The sequence below is a fragment of the Paraburkholderia piptadeniae genome (genome assembly GCF_900007165.1).
In the GTDB taxonomy this organism is placed as follows: domain Bacteria; phylum Pseudomonadota; class Gammaproteobacteria; order Burkholderiales; family Burkholderiaceae; genus Paraburkholderia; species Paraburkholderia piptadeniae.
In genome coordinates, this window is the sequence record NZ_CYGY02000074.1 from 1 (window position 1) to 19,030 (window position 19,030).

At 63.4% G+C, this 19,030-nt stretch carries 16 protein-coding genes; 7 read left to right on the forward strand and 9 right to left on the reverse strand.

The features are described 5' to 3' along the window. Positions 1-290: 290 nt before the first annotated feature. Positions 291-842 (reverse strand): peptide-methionine (S)-S-oxide reductase MsrA, encoded by a 552-nt coding sequence (gene msrA, locus BN2476_RS34750; RefSeq protein WP_087738728.1) that lies wholly within the window; start codon positions 840-842, stop codon positions 291-293. Positions 843-1,208: 366 nt separating this feature from the next. Between msrA and BN2476_RS34755 the strand changes: the two genes are divergently transcribed. Beyond that, entirely contained in the window at positions 1,209-1,721 is a 513-nt protein-coding gene (locus BN2476_RS34755) for a flavin reductase family protein (protein ID WP_087738729.1), read from the forward strand. 80 nt (positions 1,722-1,801) lie between these two features. On the opposite strand, the gene BN2476_RS34760 is transcribed toward BN2476_RS34755, so the two are convergent. After that, positions 1,802-2,305 (reverse strand): Lrp/AsnC family transcriptional regulator, encoded by a 504-nt coding sequence (locus BN2476_RS34760; RefSeq protein ID WP_087738730.1) that lies wholly within the window; start codon positions 2,303-2,305, stop codon positions 1,802-1,804. A gap of 132 nt (positions 2,306-2,437) precedes the next feature. Between BN2476_RS34760 and kynB the strand changes: the two genes are divergently transcribed. The 3 genes from kynB (at position 2,438) to kynA (ending at position 5,345) form a co-directional block, all read left to right on the forward strand. Next, positions 2,438-3,070, forward strand: coding sequence for an arylformamidase (kynB, locus tag BN2476_RS34765; RefSeq protein ID WP_087738731.1), 633 nt, complete (start codon positions 2,438-2,440; stop codon positions 3,068-3,070). Positions 3,071-3,140: 70 nt separating this feature from the next. Continuing rightward, entirely contained in the window at positions 3,141-4,391 is a 1,251-nt protein-coding gene (kynU, locus tag BN2476_RS34770) for a kynureninase (RefSeq protein WP_087738732.1), read from the forward strand. Positions 4,392-4,400: 9 nt separating this feature from the next. Next, the gene (gene kynA, locus BN2476_RS34775) at positions 4,401-5,345 is read left to right on the forward strand and encodes a tryptophan 2,3-dioxygenase (protein WP_087738733.1); all 945 of its coding nucleotides are present in this window, start codon (positions 4,401-4,403) and stop codon (positions 5,343-5,345) included. A 707-nt stretch (positions 5,346-6,052) separates the two neighbouring features. Here kynA and BN2476_RS34780 read toward each other — a convergent pair. The 7 genes from BN2476_RS34780 to BN2476_RS34810 all read right to left on the reverse strand — a co-directional run bounded on the left by BN2476_RS34780 (position 6,053) and on the right by BN2476_RS34810 (position 14,207). Beyond that, positions 6,053-6,793, reverse strand: a complete 741-nt coding sequence (locus BN2476_RS34780; protein WP_087738734.1) for an SDR family oxidoreductase — start codon at positions 6,791-6,793, stop codon at positions 6,053-6,055. Further along, on the reverse strand, positions 6,790-8,334 hold the full coding sequence (locus BN2476_RS34785) for an FGGY-family carbohydrate kinase (protein WP_087738735.1): 1,545 nt from the start codon (positions 8,332-8,334) through the stop codon (positions 6,790-6,792). Before BN2476_RS34785 ends, BN2476_RS34780 begins: the two co-directional genes overlap by 4 nt. 72 nt (positions 8,335-8,406) lie before the next feature. Further along, a complete protein-coding gene (locus tag BN2476_RS34790) occupies positions 8,407-9,495 on the reverse strand; it encodes an alcohol dehydrogenase catalytic domain-containing protein (protein WP_087738736.1) in 1,089 nt (362 codons plus the stop codon). Between the two features lie 43 nt (positions 9,496-9,538). Further along, entirely contained in the window at positions 9,539-10,555 is a 1,017-nt protein-coding gene (locus BN2476_RS34795) for an ABC transporter permease (RefSeq protein ID WP_087738812.1), read from the reverse strand. Beyond that, positions 10,542-12,077 carry a sugar ABC transporter ATP-binding protein gene (locus BN2476_RS34800; RefSeq protein ID WP_087738737.1) on the reverse strand — a complete coding sequence of 512 codons (1,536 nt, stop codon included), beginning with the start codon at positions 12,075-12,077 and terminating at the stop codon, positions 10,542-10,544. Before BN2476_RS34800 ends, BN2476_RS34795 begins: the two co-directional genes overlap by 14 nt. Positions 12,078-12,146: 69 nt before the next feature. Next, entirely contained in the window at positions 12,147-13,097 is a 951-nt protein-coding gene (locus BN2476_RS34805; protein WP_087738738.1) for an ABC transporter substrate-binding protein, read from the reverse strand. An 87-nt stretch (positions 13,098-13,184) separates the two neighbouring features. Continuing rightward, positions 13,185-14,207, reverse strand: a complete 1,023-nt coding sequence (locus tag BN2476_RS34810) for an AraC family transcriptional regulator (RefSeq protein ID WP_087738739.1) — start codon at positions 14,205-14,207, stop codon at positions 13,185-13,187. Between the two features lie 550 nt (positions 14,208-14,757). Here BN2476_RS34810 and dalD point away from each other — a divergent pair. The 3 genes from dalD to BN2476_RS34825 all read left to right on the forward strand — a co-directional run bounded on the left by dalD (position 14,758) and on the right by BN2476_RS34825 (position 18,991). Next, complete coding sequence (dalD, locus tag BN2476_RS34815; RefSeq protein ID WP_087738740.1) at positions 14,758-16,179, forward strand: D-arabinitol 4-dehydrogenase; 1,422 nt, start codon at positions 14,758-14,760, stop codon at positions 16,177-16,179. Between the two features lie 236 nt (positions 16,180-16,415). After that, positions 16,416-17,900, forward strand: a complete 1,485-nt coding sequence (gene xylB / locus BN2476_RS34820) for a xylulokinase (protein ID WP_087738741.1) — start codon at positions 16,416-16,418, stop codon at positions 17,898-17,900. A gap of 113 nt (positions 17,901-18,013) precedes the next feature. Then, positions 18,014-18,991: a sugar-binding transcriptional regulator gene (locus BN2476_RS34825; RefSeq protein WP_087738742.1), complete on the forward strand. Its 978-nt coding sequence runs from the start codon at positions 18,014-18,016 to the stop codon at positions 18,989-18,991. Positions 18,992-19,030: the final 39 nt, after the last annotated feature.

The window sequence follows — 19,030 nt, forward strand, 5'->3', positions numbered from 1 at the left end:
AGATTTTAGTGACTACATTATTGAGCCAATAAAAACGCCCTAATGGCGCCAGTGCCCAGCAATCACGCGGACTTGCGACCGCGTGATGACTACAAGAAAGGGAGGAACTTCGGGCTAACCTGCGTGAAGCTCGCGGCGGAGATCGCGGCTGCCTGCGAGCGGCTTCGCAATGCGCAAAGGGAGAATGCGGCACAGGCCGCTTAGCCGGGCAGCAAAAACGCAGCGCAGGCCACCTCGGGTCCGCGCTGCGCATGCATTGTCAAAGACGCGCGCCGTGGCGCGCTTAAGGATCAGGCGCCCGCCTTGATCCGATGGGCAAACTTCTGGCGGAACTTCGCCACCTTCGGCGCGACGACGAACGCGCAATAGCCCTGATCCGGATGCTGCGCGAAATAGTTCTGGTGATACGCCTCGGCGGGCCAGTAGTTGCCGTCGAGCGGCAGCACCTGCGTGACGATCTGGCCACCGTAGATGCCTTCCGCGCCGATCTCGCGGATCGCCTGCAAGGCCGTCTCGCGCTGCATATCCGAGTGCGTGAAGATCACCGACCGGTACTGCGTGCCGACATCGTTGCCCTGGCGGTTGAGCTGCGTCGGATCGTGGATCGCGAAGAAAATATCCAGAATCTCGCGATAGCTGATGCGCGCCGGATCGAACTCGACCTTGACGACTTCCGCGTGCCCCGTGTCGCCGTCGCACACCTGCTCGTACGACGGGCTTTCGACCTGCCCGCCTGCGTAGCCCGACTCCACCGACGTCACGCCATCGACGCCCAGAAACACCGCCTCAAGACACCAGAAACATCCGCCGCCCAGCGTGGCGGTCTCGACCGACTCACTCATGTTCGCTCCTTAGATTGGCTCGCCGCGCCGTCCGCCTCGACGCGCGGAACGTGCTGACTCGTCACAGTAACCTTGAAACCCGATGCTTCGTCGCATCCGGCTGGCGTGGCGATCGTGCGGCACCTCGCTTCTGTTCAACGCGTGCCGCCCGCACTATCCATACCATGCGCGATCCGTGGCATCAGGCGCAAGCCTTGCAGCTCGCGACGGCGGACTGCACTGCCACGCCGACCGTCTGCGGCGCCAGGCCCTCTGCGATTGCAGTTAAAATTGGGACAATTCGCCGAATTTCTACATGACCTTCAAACCGATTTTCTCCATCTGGTCGCTTCATCAAGCGCTCCGTTCGCCGGAATGCCTCACGCGATGAAGCGCGCCGCCCCGCCCAATTTCGACGATGCCGCCTTTCGCCGCGCACTCGGCCAGTTCGCGACGGGCGTCACCGTCATCACGACGCGTGCGCCGTCCGGCGCGCTGATCGGCATTACGGCCAGTTCGTTCAATTCCGTCTCGCTGACGCCGCCGCTCGTGCTGTGGAGCCTCGCGACGCGCTCGGCATCGATGCCCGTGTTCCAGGCGAACAGTCATTATGTCGTCAATGTGCTGGCCGCGTCGCAACTCGATTTGTGCAAACGCTTCGCGACCGTCAAGGGCGACCGGTTCGAAGGCGTCTCGCATGCGGCGGGCAACACGGGCATGCCGGTGCTCGACGGCGCGCTCGCATGGTTCGAATGCCATAACCGCAGCCGCTACCAGGAAGGCGATCACGTCATTTTCGTCGGCGAAGTCGAGCGCTGCGGCGTCCACGAAAGCGCGGGCCAGGTCCAGCCGCTCGTGTTCCAGAACGGCGATTTTCATGGACTGAAGCCGCTGGGCTGACGGCTTGCTTCATTTCAGCGGCGGCGCGAGAAAGAAAGACTTCGCAGGTTTTCCGCGCGGAGTTTCCGCCGCCTGCGCCGCTATCCGTTCGATTGCACCTTCGCGCCCGTCACCAGCGACACCGGGACGCCCGAATCCTCCTTGAGCGTCTGCAGCACGATGTTCGAGCGGATGTCCATCACGCCCGGCGCCTTGTAGAGCCGGCCGAGCACGAAATCGGAATAGTGCTTGAGATTGTGGGCGAGCACCCGCAGCAGATAGTGCGTCTCCCCCGTCACGACGAACGCGCCGACCACTTCCGGCCAGTCGCGCAGCGCTTCGGCGAAGCGCTCGTGCCAGTTTTCCTGGTCGTTGCGCATCGATACCTGCACGAACGCTTCCAGTTCGAAGCCGAGCACTTCGCGGTTCAGACACGCGCGATAGCGCTCGATCACGCCCTGCTCTTCGAGCAGGCGCAAACGGCGCAGACACGCCGACGGCGAAAGCGAGATTCGCTCCGCCAGATCGAGATTGCTGATTCGTCCTTCGTGCTGCAGCACCGTCAAGATACGGCAATCGGTGGCGTCGAGTGAGATCGCGTTCATTTTCGGTCTCCCTTTCCCGTTTGCCTCAAATTATGTTCCAAAGGGGTCGAAATAAACAGTTTTTTTAGCAAGCACATTTCACTTCATGCCGCCTATCATCCAAGGATGGACGTACAACGACATGACAGACGCATGGAGACACTTTGGGATATCACGCCCGCCGTCGATACGGCGACGCCCGTCTGGCCGGGCGACACGCCCGTCGGCATCGAGCGCGTGTGGCGGATCGAGGCAGGTTCGCCCGTCAACGTAGCGCGGCTGACGATCTCGCCGCACACGGGCGCGCACACTGACGCGCCGCTTCACTACGACGCCCAAGGCGCGGCGATCGGCGTGGTGCCGCTCGATGCGTATCTGGGCTGCTGCCGCGTGATTCATTGCATCGGCGCGAAGCCGCTGGTGACGCCGGAGCACGTCGCCGCGTCGCTCGACGGCGTACCGCCGCGCGTGCTGCTGCGCACCTATCGCGCGGCGCCAACGACAGCCTGGGACAGCGACTTCTGCGCCGTTGCGCCCGACACGATCGATCTGCTCGCGGCGCACGGCGTGAAGCTGATCGGCATCGACACGCCGTCACTCGATCCGCAGGAGTCGAAGACGATGGACGCGCACGGCCGCATTCGCGCACACCGGATGGCGATTCTCGAAGGCATCGTTCTCGACGCCGTGGAACCGGGCGACTACGAACTGATCGCGCTGCCGCTCAAGCTCACGACGCTCGATGCGAGCCCGGTACGCGCCGTGCTGCGAGCATTGCCAGGGTAACGACAAGCCCGACGGTAACTTACGGCCTTGCGCCTCGACACACTCTCTCGATTAACCCAACCGAACCATCATGAATCAACGTGACGAAGCACTCGCGCTCGACGCAGCCGATCCGCTCGCGCCCTTGCGCGACCAGTTCGCGCTCGCGCCGGGCGTCATCTACCTGGACGGCAATTCGCTCGGCGTGCCGCCCGCCGCAGCCGCGCAGCGCGCGCAGACGGTGATCGACGCCGAATGGACGCAAGGCCTCATTCGCAGCTGGAACACGGCCGGCTGGTTCTCGCTGCCGCGACGCCTCGGCAACAAGCTCGCGCCGCTGATCGGCGCGGCGCACAACGAAGTCGTCGTCACCGATACCATTTCGATCAACCTGTTCAAGGTGCTGTCGGCGGCACTGAGCTTGCAGGACACGCGCGATCCGAAGCGACGCGTGATCGTGTCGGAGCGCTCGAATTTCCCGACCGATCTATACATCGCGCAAGGGCTGATCAAACAGCTGGATCGCGGCTATGAACTGCGCCTCGTCGACGATCCGTCGGAGCTGCACGCAGCGATCACCGACGATGTCGCCGTCGTGATGATCACGCACGTCAACTACCGCACGGGCTACATGCACGACATGGCCGCGCTCACGCAACTGATCCATCAGCAGGGCGCGCTCGCGCTGTGGGATCTCGCGCACTCGGCGGGCGCCGTGCCCGTCGATCTGAACGGTGTCGGCGCGGATTGCGCCGTCGGCTGCACGTACAAGTACCTGAACGGCGGTCCGGGCTCGCCCGCGTTCGCGTGGGTGCCGCATCGTCATCAGAGCGACTTCGAGCAGCCGCTGTCGGGCTGGTGGGGTCATCGCGCGCCGTTCGCGATGGACCCGACCTTTGCCGCCGACGATGGCATCGGCCGGTTCCTGTGCGGCACGCAGCCGATGGTGTCGATGGCGCTCGTCGAATGCGGGCTCGACGTATTCCTGCAAACCGACATGCAGGCGATCCGCAAGAAGTCGCTCGCGCTGACCGATCTCTTCATCAAGCTGGTCGAAACGCGCTGCAAAGAGTTTCCGCTCAAGCTCGTGACGCCGCGCGCGCATTCGCAGCGCGGCTCGCATGCGAGCTTCGAGCATCCGCACGGCTATGAAGTGATGCAGGCGCTGATCGCGCGCGGCGTGATCGGCGATTATCGCGAGCCGCATGTGCTGCGTTTCGGTTTTACGCCGCTGTACACGCGCTATGTCGATGTGTGGGATGCCGTCGAGCATCTGCGCCACGTGCTTGCGCACGAGACCTGGCGCGCGCCCGATTTTGCCGCGCGCGGCGCCGTGACCTAAGGAACGACGATGACCGATCACATGAAGATGATGGAAGAGAAGCCCGCGCAAGGCTGTCCGTTCGGACACGGCGGCACGCAGACGCCGCACTCCGATCACACCGGGCACGCGTCGCACATGGCCGCCGACGAAGACAAAGGCTGGCACGACGCGCAGCTCGATTTCTCGAAGTCGATGAGCTATGGCGACTATCTGTCGCTCGGCTCGATCCTGCATGCGCAGCATCCGCTTTCGCCCGATCACAACGAGATGCTGTTCATCATCCAGCATCAGACGAGCGAGCTGTGGATGAAGCTCGCGCTCTACGAACTGCGCGCGGCGCTCGCGTGTGTGCATCGCGATGAATTGCCACCCGCGTTCAAGATGCTTGCGCGCGTGTCGCGGATTCTCGAGCAGCTCGTGCAGGCCTGGAACGTGCTGTCGACGATGACGCCTTCCGAATACACGTCGATGCGGCCGTTCCTCGGCAGCTCGTCGGGGTTTCAGTCGTATCAGTATCGCGAGCTGGAGTTCATGCTCGGCAACAAGAACGAGCAGATGCTGAAGCCCCATGCGCATCACCCGGATATCCATGCCGAAGTGAAAGCGGCACTCGAAGCGCCTTCGTTTTACGACGAAGTGATCCGTCTGCTTGCAAGGCGCGGCTTCGCGATCGATCCGTCGCGGCTCGAACGCGACTGGACACAGCCGACGCGGCACGATCCTTCAGTCGAAGCGGCATGGCTAGAGGTGTATCGCAATCCGTCGCAGCATTGGGAGCTGTACGAGATGGCGGAAGAACTCGTCGATCTTGAGGATGCCTTTCGGCAGTGGCGGTTTCGGCATGTGACTACTGTCGAGCGGATCATCGGGTTCAAGCAGGGTACGGGCGGGACGAGCGGTGCGCCTTATCTGCGCAAGATGCTGGATGTGGTGCTGTTTCCCGAGTTGTGGCACGTGCGGACTGTTTTGTGATTTTGTTTGCAACGGCTTTTGTTTTGGTGTTTTTGCCTTTGCGCTGGCATCCGCGTATGCGCCTCGCGGCGCGGGTGTTGCCCCTGTGCGGGGCGGCACCTACTCTTCTTTGCCGCGGCAAAGAAGAGTAGGCAGAAGAAAGCCGCTCACACCGCCAGTGCTTGACGTTTACCCACGGGCTCTCAACTTCCCCACGCTTCACACGGCAGCGTACTCGCCCATGTGCGTTGCCAACGCACTACTTAAGCGCCTCACCTGCCTCATACCCCTGCGTCGCGGTCAGCGACATCAAATATCCCCGCGCCCCTTTGCGGCAAACTGTGTGTAGGCCTTCGCGCCGCACAGGAAACTCTCACTACGCGATGCGTCTACAAGTGCGGGCGGTGTCCCGTACAACACAGCAACCGACATTCACTACCGACATGCGGCGCAGAAACGTTCAATACCCTTAGCCGTGCCACACGTGCATGAAGTGGGTGAGGCGTTTAGCCGGAGCGTTGGCAACGAACACAAGCCAGCACGCTATCGCGCGAACTATGGGGACGTTAAGAGCCCGTGGGTAAACGTCAAGCACTGGCGGTGCGAGCGGCTTTCTTCTGCCTACTCTTCTTTGCCGCGGCAAAGAAGAGTAGGTGCCGCCCCGCACAGGGGCAACACCTGCGCCGCGAGGCGCATCGCGGATGCCAGCGAAACCGGCGAAAAACCATTCACGTCGCCGTATACCCACCATCAATCGGCAACGCCACACCGCTGATCATCGAAGCCGCGTCGCTCAGCAAAAACAAAATCGGCTCGGCCACTTCACGCGGCTGCGCGAAACGCTTCAACGGAATCGCCTGCAATGCGGGCTCACGTTTCGCCGGTTCGCTCCACGCCTTCACCGCCATCGGCGTCAACGTCACGGTCGGATTCACGCTGTTCACGCGTATGCCGTGCGGTCCGAGCTCGACGCACAGCACGCGCGTGATCGCATCCATCGCCGCCTTCGACGCACAATAGCTCAGATGATCGTCGAGCCCGACGAGGGCCGCCTGGCTCGACACGTTGACGATGCTGCCCGCCCGCTTCGCATCGATCATCGCGCGCGCCACATGCCGCGCGACCAGCGCCGCGCCGCGAGCATTCACGTTCATCACGCTGTCGAAGCTCGCCGCCGTCGTCTCGACGGCCGGTTCGAGCACTGTCGTGCCCGCGCAATTCACAAGACCGTCGAAGACGACATCAAGCGACCCGAGCGCGTCATCGATAGCCCCTTCATCGCCAACATCCAAAACCAGGGGCTCGCAGCCCGTCTCCTCCGCGAGCTTCGCAAGCTCGTTAACGTTGCGCGCGGCCGCGACGACTTGCGCGCCGCTTGCGCACAGCCGCTCGACGGTCACACGGCCGATGCCGCTCGATGCGCCCGTCACGAGGAACGAGCGTCCGAAAAAATCGAAGGTCGCGTTCATTTCGCTTGCAGCCGATCCATGACGGGCTTCAGTGCCGGATACAGATCCGTGTAAATGGAAAAGCGCTCCGCGTACAGGGCCTGGCGCGCAGGATCGGGCTTCACGCGCTCGACGAGCCTGACCCAGCCGCCGCGCGCCGTCTCCTGCGAGATCAGCTTCACGCCGTACGCGGCCAGCAGCGCCGCGCCCAGCGGCGCTTCCACCTCCTGCTCGATCGTATGGACGGGAAAGCCGGTGACGTCCGCGATGATCGACATCCACAGGTCCGAATGCGCCGCGCCCCCGACGACGATCAGCTTGTCGTCGAGCGACTTCGCGCCCTTGCGCCCCGCGACGATGTTGTGTTGCAACGCGAACGCGACGCCTTCAAGCACCGCGCGATACAGATGCGCGCGCGTGTGATAAAGACTCAGGCCGACGAACGCGCCGCTCGCTTTCGCGTCCCACACGGGGCTGCGCTCGCCCATCAGATACGGCAGGAACATCACGCCGTCCGAGCCCGCTGGTATGTGTGCCGCGTCTTCTTCGAGCAGCTGATGCGGATCGCCGTCCGGTATCGCTTTCGCCGCTTCGACTTCCGCTTGACAGAACTGCTCGCGATACCACGTCACCGATGCGCCCGCCGTAATCGCGCCGCCGAACACATAGATGTCGTGTTGGCCGTTGAACACATGCGGCATGCTGACGAGACCGTGCCGCGCATCGACGCTCTGGTTGATATAGCCCCAGCACATGCTCGTGCCGATCATCGCGACATGCTGGCCCGCGCGCGTGACGCCCGCCGCGTAGGTCGCCATTGCCGCATCGACGCCGCCCGCGACGATAGCCGTGCCCGCTTCGAGTCCGAGCTGCTCCGTCCATTGGGACAGCAGGCCGCCCACCACCTCCGACGATTCGACGAGATGCTCGGGCATCATCGTCGCGGGAATGCCGAGCATGTCGAGCGCTTCGTCGGACCAGTCGCGCTTCTCGATGTCGTACACGCCACCGATGTTGCCCGCCGAACTGTGATCGACGGCCACTTCGCCTGTCAGCAGATAGATCACGTACGCGTTCGGCGGCAAGAAGAAGCGCGTATTGGCCCACACGTTCGGCTCGTTCTCGCGCAGCCACAGCATCTTCGTATAGCCGTAATAGCTGTCGACGCCATTGCCCGTGATCGCATGGAGGCGGTCGAGATCGACGTTGTTGCGCACCCACTCGACTTGAGCCGTCGCGCGCCGGTCCATCCAGATCAGGCACGGATACAACGGTTTCATTTCGCTATCGACGGGAATACCGGAGCCGCCATACAGGCTGCTCACGCACACGGCCTTGATCGCGTTCGACGCGACGCCCGCCTCGCGCGCTTTCGCGACACAGCGCGCAATGCATTCGACGACGGCCTTCATCCACACCGTCGGCCATTGCTCGGCCCACAACGGCTTCGGCGTATCCGGGTGATAGCTGCTCGAATGCTGCGCGACGATTGCGCCGTTCTCGTCGACGAGCACGGCCTTCGTGCTCTGCGTGCCAATATCGACGCCGATGACGTAATTCATAGTGTCTCCGTGTGCGCGTCCTTGCGACGCGCACTGTCTGTTTTCCTTCGGAATGACGGATCAGGCACGGGACTATCGGGCCGGCTTCAACAGCACCTTGATCGAATCGAGCGAGTTCGCGACCTTGATCGCTTCGTCCCATTCTTCGAGAGAGAAGCCATGCGTGACGATGCCTTTCGATGTGACGAGCCCACGCGCCAGCAGGTCGATCGCAATCGGATAGCAGTAAGGCCCGAGATGCGCGCCGCGCACATCGAGCTCCTTGCGGTCGCCGATGATCGACCAGTCCATTGTAGTCTCGGCGCCGAATACGGAAAACTCGACAAAACGCCCGAGTTTTCGAATGAGGTCCATGCCTTGATTCACGCCCGCAGGCACGCCCGTCGTTTCGATGTAGACGTCGCAGCCGTAGTTCTCCGTCAACGACTGGATGATGGCGAGCGCATCGTCTTTCTTCGGATTGATCGTCTCGTCCGCGCCGTATTCGCGCGCGAGTTCGAGACGCTCGTCGACGAGATCGATCACGACGAGTTTCTTCGGTGTTTTCAGGTGCGCGACTTGCGTCATCATCAGACCGAGCGGCCCCGCGCCCGCGATCACGACGACGTCGTCCAGCTGGATGTCGCCGCGATTGACGGTGTGAATCGCGCACGCTAGCGGCTCGATGATCGCGGCATCTTCGAGCGAGATGCCGTCGGGAATCTTGTGGACGATGGCCGTCGGCGGAATGCGCATGTATTCGGCCATGCCGCCGTCCGCGACTTCGCGTTGAAAGCCGAAGATGTTGTGCACTTCGCACATCCAGTACTGGCCGGACTTGCAGTAGCGGCATTTGCCGCACGGCACGATCTGCTCGGCGATCACGCGATCGCCCTTCTTCACGCCGAAATGTTCGGCTGCGCCCTCGCCGAGTTCTTCGACGTAGCCGAAGAATTCATGGCCGGGAATCACAGGCGCCTTGACCCATGGACTCGGGCCGCCCCAGAACATCTTAGCGCCCGAATGGCATTTGCAGTCGCTCGCGCAGATGCCGCATGCCGCGATGCGGATCACGAGTTCGTGCGCGCGCGCCTGCGGTTTCGTCACGCGTTCGACGCGATAGTCCTTCGGCGCGTGGCACACGATCGCCGTCATGCTTTTGGTGGTGTCCTGAGTGGTCATTGCATTGCCCTGCTTTTAAGGGGAGAACAAAGGAAAGGGAAATTCACTTCTTGCGGTCGCGGCTGATGTAGATCGCGAGCAGAATGATTCCGCCCTTGATCACGTTCTGCACGTATGGATTCACGCCAACCATGTTGAGCCCGTTGTTCAGCACGCCGAGCAGCAGCGCGCCGATCAGCGTGCCGATGATCGAGCCGCGTCCGCCCGAGATCGACGTGCCGCCCATCACCACGGCCGCGATCGCATCGAGCTCGAAGCCGACGCCCGCATTCGGCTGGCCGCTCATCAAGCGCGACGTGAGCACGATGGCCGCAAACGACGACGTCAGGCCGGCGAGCGTATAGACGATCAGCTTCACGCGCGCGACACGCACGCCGGAAAGACGCGTCGCCTGCTCGTTCCCGCCGATCGCATAGACGTAGCGTCCGAACGGCATGCGTTCGAGCAGCAGCCACGCGATCGCATAGACGACGAGCATGATCAGCACGGGCGCCTGAATGCCGAACACCTTGCCGCTGCCGAAGAAACTCACCCAGTCGGGCAAGCCGTCGATCGGATAGCCGCCCGTGTAGATCAGCGCGAGGCCGCGCGCGATGCCCATCGTCGCGAGCGTGACGATGATGGGCGGCATGCCCGCGAACGCGACGAAGAAGCCGTTGCCAAAGCCGAAGCCGAGTCCGACTGCAATGCCGATCGCGATCGCCGCGACGCCGTTGAGTCCCGCCACCATCAGGCCCGCTGCGAGCGTGCCGGAAAGCGCCATCACGGAACCGACGGACAGGTCGATGCCGCCCGTCAGGATCACGGCCGTCATGCCGACGGCGATGATTGCGTTGATCGACACCTGCCGCAGCACGTTCTCCAGGTTCGCTGCCGACAGGAAGCTGTCGCTCGCGAACACCATCACGATGCACACGACAAGCAGGCCGATGAACGGATAGAACAGCGTCGAGCGTTTGATGCTCGACCAGTTCAGGCGCGCCGCTACACCTCGACTGGGCGCGCCCGGCGTATTGGACGCGACGGTCGATGTCTTGGGGGAAGTGTCAGGCGTGTTCATGCTGTGTTGCTCCACGAGTGCCGGCTGTTGCACCAGCGGTTGCATAAGTCATCACGGCATTCGATTCGATCTGATCGCCTTCGAGCATCGCTTCGATGCGCCCTTGCCGGAACACGGCGACGCGGTCGCACATGCCGACGATCTCCGGCAATTCCGACGAGATCATGATGATCGAGTAGCCGCGCGCGGTGAGCTCGCGCATCAGCAGATAGATTTCCGCTTTCGCGCCGACGTCGATGCCGCGCGTCGGTTCGTCGAAGATCAGGATGTTCGTGTGGTGATTGAGCCAGCGCGCGATCACCACCTTTTGCTGATTGCCGCCCGACAGCGTCGCGACTTCGGTGTTCATCGTCGGCGCCTTCACGCCGACGCGTTTCATGATGTCCGCCGTTGCGCGCGCTTCGCTGCCGTGATCGATAAAGAAGCGCGAGGTGCGGTACTTGCCGAGGTTGTTGATCGAGATGTTCTGCTTGATCGAGAACGACGTGATCAGCCCTTCCGTCTTGCGGCTTTCGGGCAGGATGCCGATACCCGATTTCAATGCGTCGGCGGGATCGGACAGATTCGCCGACATGCCGTTGATGCGAATGTCCTTCACGTGCGCCGCATCCGCGCCGATGACGGCGAGCGCAGTCTCCGTGCGACCCGAGCCGACGAGTCCCGCAAAGCCGAGTATTTCGCCTTCGCGCAGCGCGAAGCGATTCACGGGGCCGTCCTTGTGCAATTGCAATGCGTTCACTTCGAGCACGACCTTCGCGTCGGTGGGCAGCGCGGGCTTCGGCGGAAAGCTGCTTTCGATCTTGCGCCCGACCATCATCTCGACGAGCCGGCCGACATCCGTCTTCGCCACATCCGTCATGCCGACATACTGACCATCGCGCAACACGGTGATGCGGTCGCACACTTCGAAAATCTCTTCGAGGTGATGCGAGATGAAAATCATCGCGACGCCGTGCCGCTTCAGGTCGCGCATGATCGTGAACAGATGCTCGGCTTCGGCGGGCGTAAGCGTCGCTGTCGGCTCGTCGAGAATCAGGATGCGCGCGTTCAGCGACAGCGCCTTGCCGATTTCGACGAACTGCTGCTGCGCGACGGACAGTTCGCGAATCGGCACCGAAAGATCGATCACGACGCCGAGCCGCGCGAAAATCTCCGCCGCCGCGCGCCGCATCCGCGACCGATCGAGCATGCCGAAGCGATTGCGCAGCTCGCGTCCGAGGAACATGTTCTCGACGGCGTTCAGATACGGAATCAGGCTGAACTCCTGAAACACGATGCCGACGCCCGCCGCAACGGCATCGTGATAGTTCGCGAAGTGCCGCGCTTCGCCGTCGATCACGATCGTGCCGTCGTCGGGCTGATAGATGCCGCACAGGATCTTCATCAGCGTCGACTTGCCCGCGCCGTTCTCGCCAAGCAGCGCGTGAATCTCGCCGCGCGCGATCTCGAGATGAATGCGCTGCAACGCCTGCACGCCCGGAAAGCTCTTCGTGATGTTGTCGAGTTTGAGGACCGTGTCCATCGCGTTTCCTTGTTCATGCGGTGACGCTTGCTTGAAGAAACAAGCGTCACCGCATACGCAACACATCGCTTACCAGCTGAAGCCCTTCGCGTTGTCCTTGTCGACGAGCTTCACGTCGACGGGAATCGCCTTCGGCACATTGGCGCCCCACTTCTTCGCGAGTGCCACGCCGATCGCGAGCCGGATCTGGTCGCGCGGGAATTGCGCGGACGTTTCGATGAACTTCGAGTTCGGCTTCTGGATCGCGGTGATCGCTTCCGGCGCGCCGTCGACGCTCGTTAGCTTGATGTCCTTACCCGATGATTCGATCGCGGACAGCGCGCCCATCGAGCCGCCGTCGTTCACGCTGAAGATGCCTTTCAGGTTCGGATGCGCCTGGATCATGTTCTCGGTGACGGACAGCGCGGTCGCGCGCTCCTGCTTGCCGTTCTGCGTATCGACGAGCTTCACGTTCGGGAACTTTGCGAGCGCCGCCTTGCAGCCGCGTACGCGTTCGAGAATCGGCACGACGGGAATGCCGTCCAGAATCGCCACTTCGCCGCTGCCGCCGATCGCTTTCCCAAGGTACTCGCACGACATCTGCCCCGCGTCGAAATTCTTCGAGCCGACGAACGAATCGACGGGACCGTTCGCGTTCGCATCGACGGCGACGACCACGGCGCCCGCCTTTTTCGCCGATGTCACGGCCGACTGGATGCCCGTCGAATCGGTCGGATTGACGAGCAGAATGTCGATCTTCTTCTGCAGCATGTCTTCGACGTCGCTCACCTGCTTGCTCACGTCGTGATGCGCATCGGTGACGACGACCGTCGCGCCGATCGATGCGGCCGCATCGTTCAGCGCCTTTTGCATCGTCACGAAGTACGGGTTGTTCAGCTCCTGGAACGTCATGCCGATTTTGAGCGGCGCGGCGTTGGCGCTCGCCGGCGCCAGGAGCGGCGCGCCGAGCGTCACGGCGGCGAAGGTCAGCGCGGCGCGCAGGCGCAACGTGCGCGAAGGATGCGAAGTGGTGTGCGTCATGGTTGTCTCCGTTTATGAGGATGAGTGCGTCCCTCGCGCGGTTTGCAGCGCGATGAGCAGGTGAAACATCGGTGATGCTGAAGTGCTCTATGTCGTGGCGACTGGCGAACCCAGAGGCGGATACGCCGCGGGCGCGGCGCGTGCCTGAGCGTGCGCATGGCTTCGGGCCTGCCCGGCGGGCACGATCGAAGGCGCATTCGCGATGCCCTTGCCGAGCGCGGCCGCGGCTTCCGAAGCGGCGCGGCTCGCGTCGTTCAGTTGCTGGAAGCGGCGGAACTTCGACGGGGCCATGCCCTTCGCCGTGAGGAACTGCCGGTTGAAGTTCGACAGATTGTTGAAGCCGACCTTGTAGCAGATGTCGGTGACGCTCAGTTCGTCATCCATCAGCAGCTGACACGCGAGATTGATCCGCATGCGGTTCACGTACTGCACGAACGGCAGGCCCGTATGGCGACGGAAGTACCGCGAGAAGGCGCTCACGCTCTGCCCCGCGAGTTGCGCGAGATCGGATTCGCGCAACTCCGACGCGAGGTTCTTGCCGATATACGACAGCACATGGTTGATGCGCGTCGATGCATAGCTGGTTGGGTCGCTCTGGTACGCAGGGCTCGCGAGTAGTTCGCGGTCGCTCGCGTTCAGCAGGATTTCCATCATCGACAGGAACAGCACGATGCGGCGCAGGCCGCGCGCTTCGAGCAGTTCCATGAAGAGCGGCTGGATCGCCGCGCTCGTCTGCGTGCCGAACGACACGCCGCGCCGTGAATCGGCGAGCAGCGCTTCGAGCGTGCGCCATTCAGGGAAGCTCTCGGTGCAATGCGCGACGAAGTCCTGTCCGAACTGCACGACGAGATTGCGCTGCGCGATCGTCACGCCCTCGGGCACTTCGCTGACCCAGTTGTGCGGCAGGTTCGGCCCCATCAGCACGAGATTGCCCGGCGCGAAGCTGCCGATGTAATCGCCGACGAACATCTTGCCCGTCGTCGCGACGATCAGATGGACTTCGAATTCCGGATGGAAGTGCCAGCGCACTGTGCGATACGGATAGCCGTGATACCACACCTTGAACGACTCGTCGCGGCGCACGCTCACCAGTTCGAGATCGGGTTGCACGTCGGTCCTCCTCCTGTTCCTTCGTCGGGCGCATTGCGTTTCAGGTCTTGCGCGAGCGCCATCGGGTTCATTGCTTTTGTGTAGCGAAAGTTAGCCCCCGAGCGCAATCGCGGCCACTAGAAATGAGACCGTCGACTGATACTTTTTTGCATTCGGGTTAATCCTGGCCTTCTGGCTGTCAAATTTGATGCAATGCAACAGCCAGCCGACCGACCTTTGGCAAGCGTCTCACCGGCAGCGCATAAGCCGTTGAAAATCCCGCCCCGCCGCGCTGCGCAACGATTCGCCGTAAAAAAGCACTGTCCTTCGCCTTGACTTTCGATCGACCGGATACGATCATTAGTTCACGTTGAGAGCAAATGCTCTTCGCTTCGAATCGTCGGCTCACGTCGCCGAGACAGCTTCTAGACTTATCCCAAGTAACGCACGCGAAAGACCGTGCGCATAAGACTTCACTAGCATGGGACCCGAGCAACGCATGGAACGGGAATGAGCGCGAAAGCGCCAACGCCCGTCGATACGCCAGCCCGGGTCGACACAGGAGACGCACATGAACAGCGGCCAAAGCAGCGGTGCAAGCAACGGCGCAAGCACGCAGGTGATCCTGCACATCGGCGCGGGATCGTTCCATCGCGCGCATCAGGCGTGGTATCTGCATCGGCTCGACGAAGCGAGTCAGCCTGGCGATCCGCACTGGTCGCTTACCGTCGGCAATATCCGCAGCGACATGAATGCCGTCGCCGATGCGCTGGCCGCGCAAAACGGCGTGTACACGCTCGAAACCGTCACGCCGCAAGGCAAGCGCGACTACGAGACGATCCGCTCGATCAAGCGCGTGGTGCCGTGGTCGGCGAATCTCGATGGGCTCGTCGAAGCGGGCACCGATCCCGCGTGCAGGATCATCGCGTTCACCGTGACGGAAGGCGGCTACTACCTCGACGAGCACGACAAGCTCGACACGGCGAATCCCGATCTGTCCGCTGATCTGAGCGGCGCGTGCACCACGATCTACGGCGCGCTCGCCGCGATTCTCGAAGCGCGCATGCAGCGCAACGCCGGCCCCGTCACGCTGCAGACCTGCGACAACCTGCGCAGCAACGGCGAGCGCTTCCGCGCGGGCATGACCGAATTTCTGGAGCGGCGCGGCGCGAACACGCTGCGTCAGTGGTTCGATGCGAACACGGCATGTCCGAACTCGATGGTCGACCGGATCACGCCGCGCCCGACACCCGATGTGCGCGAGCGCGTGAAGGCGGCAACGGGCGTCGACGACGCGTGCCCCGTGATGGGCGAATCGTTTATCCAGTGGGTGATCGAGGATCACTTCGTCGCCGGGCGGCCGGCGTGGGAGCGGGTCGGCGCGGAGCTGGTCGAATCGGTGCTGCCGTATGAGGAAGCGAAGATCCGCATTCTGAACGCGACGCACAGCTGCATCGCGTGGGCGGGCACGCTGGTCGGCCTCTCGTTTATCCACGAAGGCACGCTCGATCGGGAAATCCGCCAGTTCGCGCACGACTACGTCACGCAGGACGTGATCCCCTGCCTCACGCCGAGTCCGCTCGATCTCGCGAAGTACCGCGATGTCGTGCTCGAACGCTTCGGCAATCCTTATATCCAGGACACGAATCAGCGCGTCGCCGCCGATGGCTTCTCGAAGATTCCCGGCTTCATCGCGCCGACGCTGTCCGAGTGCTTCGAGCGCAAGGTCGAGCCGAATGCGACAGCGATGCTGCCCGCGCTCTTCTTCCGTTTTCTCGACAGGTGGCAGCGCGGCCAGTTGCCGTACACGTATCAGGACGGCGTGATGGACGAAGGCGTTGCGCGCGGCTTCTTCAAGGCATCCGATCCGGTGCAGGCTTACTGCGCGGACCGTCTGCTCTGGGGCAGCATGGCGGGTACGGCTTCGCTCGAAAAAGTGGTGCGCGCGGCGCTCGAACGCGTCGATGCGTGGCTCGCGAAGCGCGGCGCTTGAAGCTGGCTGAAGTTGGCTAAGTGAACTCGGTTGGCTAAATGAACTCGGCTGAAGCCGTCGACATCGCCTTGCTCGACACACGACAGCATGGCCGCGCGTGATGCCACCTCCACGCGCGGCCGTTCCCTTTGATCGCCGCTTTCGACGCCTGCCATGCGTCAGGTCTATTGCGCATGGCATCGTCAGCGGCATGCGGCTAAAGTAGCGCATCTCCTACCGACGAAGGTTTCGCGCCCATGTATCTCGGCATCGACCTCGGCACGTCCGAAGTGAAAATTCTGCTGCTCGCGTCCGACGGACGCGTGATCGGCACGGCAGGTTCTCCGTTCACCGTTTCGCGTCCGCATCAGCGCTGGTCGGAGCAGAACCCGTCCGACTGGTGGAAGGGCACGCGCACCGCGCTCTTCGCATTGCGCGACCGTTACCCGGAACAGTTCGCGCAGATTCGCGGCATCGGGCTGTCGGGACAGATGCACGGGGCTGTGCTGCTCGACAACGAAGACCGGGTGTTGCGTCCCGCGATCCTGTGGAACGACATGCGCGCCGTCGAGGAGTGTGATGAGTTGTACCGGCGCGCGCCGGACCTGCATCGCATCGCCGGCAATCTGGCGATGCCCGGCTTCACCGCGCCCAAGCTGCTGTGGGTCGCGCGCCACGAGCCGGAAATCTTCCGGCAGACGGCCTGCGTGCTGCTGCCGAAGGACTATCTGCGTCTTCAGCTGACAGGCGACAAGGTCTCCGATCCATCCGACGCAGCCGGCACGCTATGGCTCGACGTCGCGCAGCGCGACTGGTCCGATACGCTGCTCGCCGCCTGCGATCTGAACCGCTCGCATATGCCGCGTCTCGCGGAAGGCAGCGCGCCGTCGGGCATGCTGCGCCCCGAGCTCGCGCGCGAACTGGGCTTGCGCGAACCCGTCGTAGTCGCGGCGGGCGGCGGCGACAACGCGACGAGTGCAATCGGCATCGGCGCGACGCAGCCGGGCGACGGCTTCGTGTCGCTCGGCACGTCGGGCGTGTTGTGCGTGATCGGCAACAGCTTCCGGCCGAATCCGGAGTCGGCTGTGCACGCGTTCTGCCATGCGATTCCCGACCGCTGGCATCAGATGAGCGTGGTGCTGTCGGCGGCGAGTTGCTTGCGCTGGGTCTGCAAGCTGACGTCGACCGACGAGCCGACGCTGCTCGCCGAAGTCGAAAAGCTCCCCGACGACGCGCTCGCGACTGCGCCGCTCTTCCTTCCGTATCTGTCCGGCGAACGCACGCCGCACAACGATCCGTATTCGCAGGGCGTGTTCTTCGGCATGACGCACGCGACCGATCGCGCGCTGCTCGGCTATGCGGTGCTCGAAGGCGTGACGCTCGCGCTGACGGACGGCCTCGACGCGTTGCGCGCGGCGGGCACCGAAGTGAGCGCACTGTCGCTCTTGGGCGGTGGCGCGCGCAGCAACTACTGGGCACAACTGCTCGCCGATTCGCTGAATACGGCGACGCGCAAGCATGGCGGCGGCGAAACGGGCGCGGCGCTCGGCGCGGCGCGTCTGGGCTGGCTCGCGGCGGGCGGCGATCCGTCGACGGTGCTCACCAAGCCGCCCGTCGAAATCGAATTCACGCCGAACGCGCCGCGTCATGCCGTGCTGCGCGAGCGGCTCGCCAGCTATCGCGCGCTGTACCAGCACGTGAAGCCGATGTTCGCGCCCGCGCGCGACGCGAATGCAGCGTAGTGTGAACCCGTGATGCGCACTACGATGAATGCGTACGGCATGCAGCACACTAGAACGTCCGATGCGGGCTTCCTGGTGTTACGCGCTTCGGCGCAATCCTGAGCGAACCCATCGTGCCCAAGTCCACTGAAAAGCTCGATCTCGCGACGCGCGCAGCCTGGCTCTACTATGTCGCCGGCAATACGCAGAACGAGATCGCCGAAAAACTGCAGGTGTCGCGGCCCGTTGCGCAGCGGCTCGTCGCGTTCGCCGTCGAGAAGAACCTGATCCGCGTGCGCGTCGATCATCAGCTCGCGGACTGCCTGTCGCTCGCTGCGCAGTTGTCGAAGCGCTACGGGCTGTCGATGTGCGAAGTCGTGCCCGTCGACAACGACAACCCCGAAGAGATCGATCGCAAGCTCGCCGTCGCGGGCGCGCAGGTGATGGAGCGCTATCTCGGCGAAGAACGGCCGATGGTCGTCGCCGTGAGCAGCGGGCGCACGCTGAAGGCCGTCGTCGATCAGGTCGCGCAACTGGAGCGGCCGCAGCATCGGCTCGTGTCGATGGTCGGCGCAATCGCGCAGGACGGCTCGTCGAACCGCTACGACGTCGCGCTGCACATCTCCGAGAAGACGGGCGGCAAGCACTTCCTGCTGCCCGCGCCGCTGATCGCCGACAGCGAAGCGGAACGCGCGCAGTGGTGCAATCACCGTCTGTACCGGATCGTCGAGTCGCTGTCGGGCGAGGCGGATGTGGCATTCGTCGGCATCGGCAATATCGGCTTGCATTGTCCGCTGCATGAGGACGGCTTCATCACGTCGGACGAGGTGGAGGAACTGGTGTCGCTAGGCGCCGTCGCCGAATTGCTCGGCCTGCCCATCGACGCCGACGGCGCGCGCGTCGAATCGCCGACTGGCCGCCGCGTGACGAGCTTGCGGCTCGATTCGCCGCCGAAGCGTCCCGTGATCGGCTTCGCGGGCGGCGAGCGAAAACGCGGTGCGGTGATTGCCGCGCTCAAGGGCGGCTGGCTGTCGGGACTCGTCACCGACGAGCTGTGCGCGCGCGCCGCGCTGAATCACGGTGCGGATGTGTCGGTTGCGACACGCGCTTGATGAGAGGACGCTAGCGCCCTCTCGAAACGACCGCAGCGC

Coding starts and splice junctions, on each gene's coding strand:
- BN2476_RS34795 (WP_087738812.1), bottom strand. CDS start 10,555: ATGAACACGCCTGACACTTCCCCCAAGACATCGACCGTCGCGTCCAAT.
- BN2476_RS34800 (WP_087738737.1), bottom strand. CDS start 12,077: ATGGACACGGTCCTCAAACTCGACAACATCACGAAGAGCTTTCCGGGC.
- BN2476_RS34805 (WP_087738738.1), bottom strand. CDS start 13,097: ATGACGCACACCACTTCGCATCCTTCGCGCACGTTGCGCCTGCGCGCC.
- kynA (WP_087738733.1), top strand. CDS start 4,401: ATGACCGATCACATGAAGATGATGGAAGAGAAGCCCGCGCAAGGCTGT.
- BN2476_RS34790 (WP_087738736.1), bottom strand. CDS start 9,495: ATGACCACTCAGGACACCACCAAAAGCATGACGGCGATCGTGTGCCAC.
- BN2476_RS34780 (WP_087738734.1), bottom strand. CDS start 6,793: ATGAACGCGACCTTCGATTTTTTCGGACGCTCGTTCCTCGTGACGGGC.
- xylB (WP_087738741.1), top strand. CDS start 16,416: ATGTATCTCGGCATCGACCTCGGCACGTCCGAAGTGAAAATTCTGCTG.
- kynB (WP_087738731.1), top strand. CDS start 2,438: ATGGAGACACTTTGGGATATCACGCCCGCCGTCGATACGGCGACGCCC.
- BN2476_RS34785 (WP_087738735.1), bottom strand. CDS start 8,334: ATGAATTACGTCATCGGCGTCGATATTGGCACGCAGAGCACGAAGGCC.
- BN2476_RS34755 (WP_087738729.1), top strand. CDS start 1,209: ATGAAGCGCGCCGCCCCGCCCAATTTCGACGATGCCGCCTTTCGCCGC.
- BN2476_RS34760 (WP_087738730.1), bottom strand. CDS start 2,305: ATGAACGCGATCTCACTCGACGCCACCGATTGCCGTATCTTGACGGTG.
- dalD (WP_087738740.1), top strand. CDS start 14,758: ATGAACAGCGGCCAAAGCAGCGGTGCAAGCAACGGCGCAAGCACGCAG.
- kynU (WP_087738732.1), top strand. CDS start 3,141: ATGAATCAACGTGACGAAGCACTCGCGCTCGACGCAGCCGATCCGCTC.
- msrA (WP_087738728.1), bottom strand. CDS start 842: ATGAGTGAGTCGGTCGAGACCGCCACGCTGGGCGGCGGATGTTTCTGG.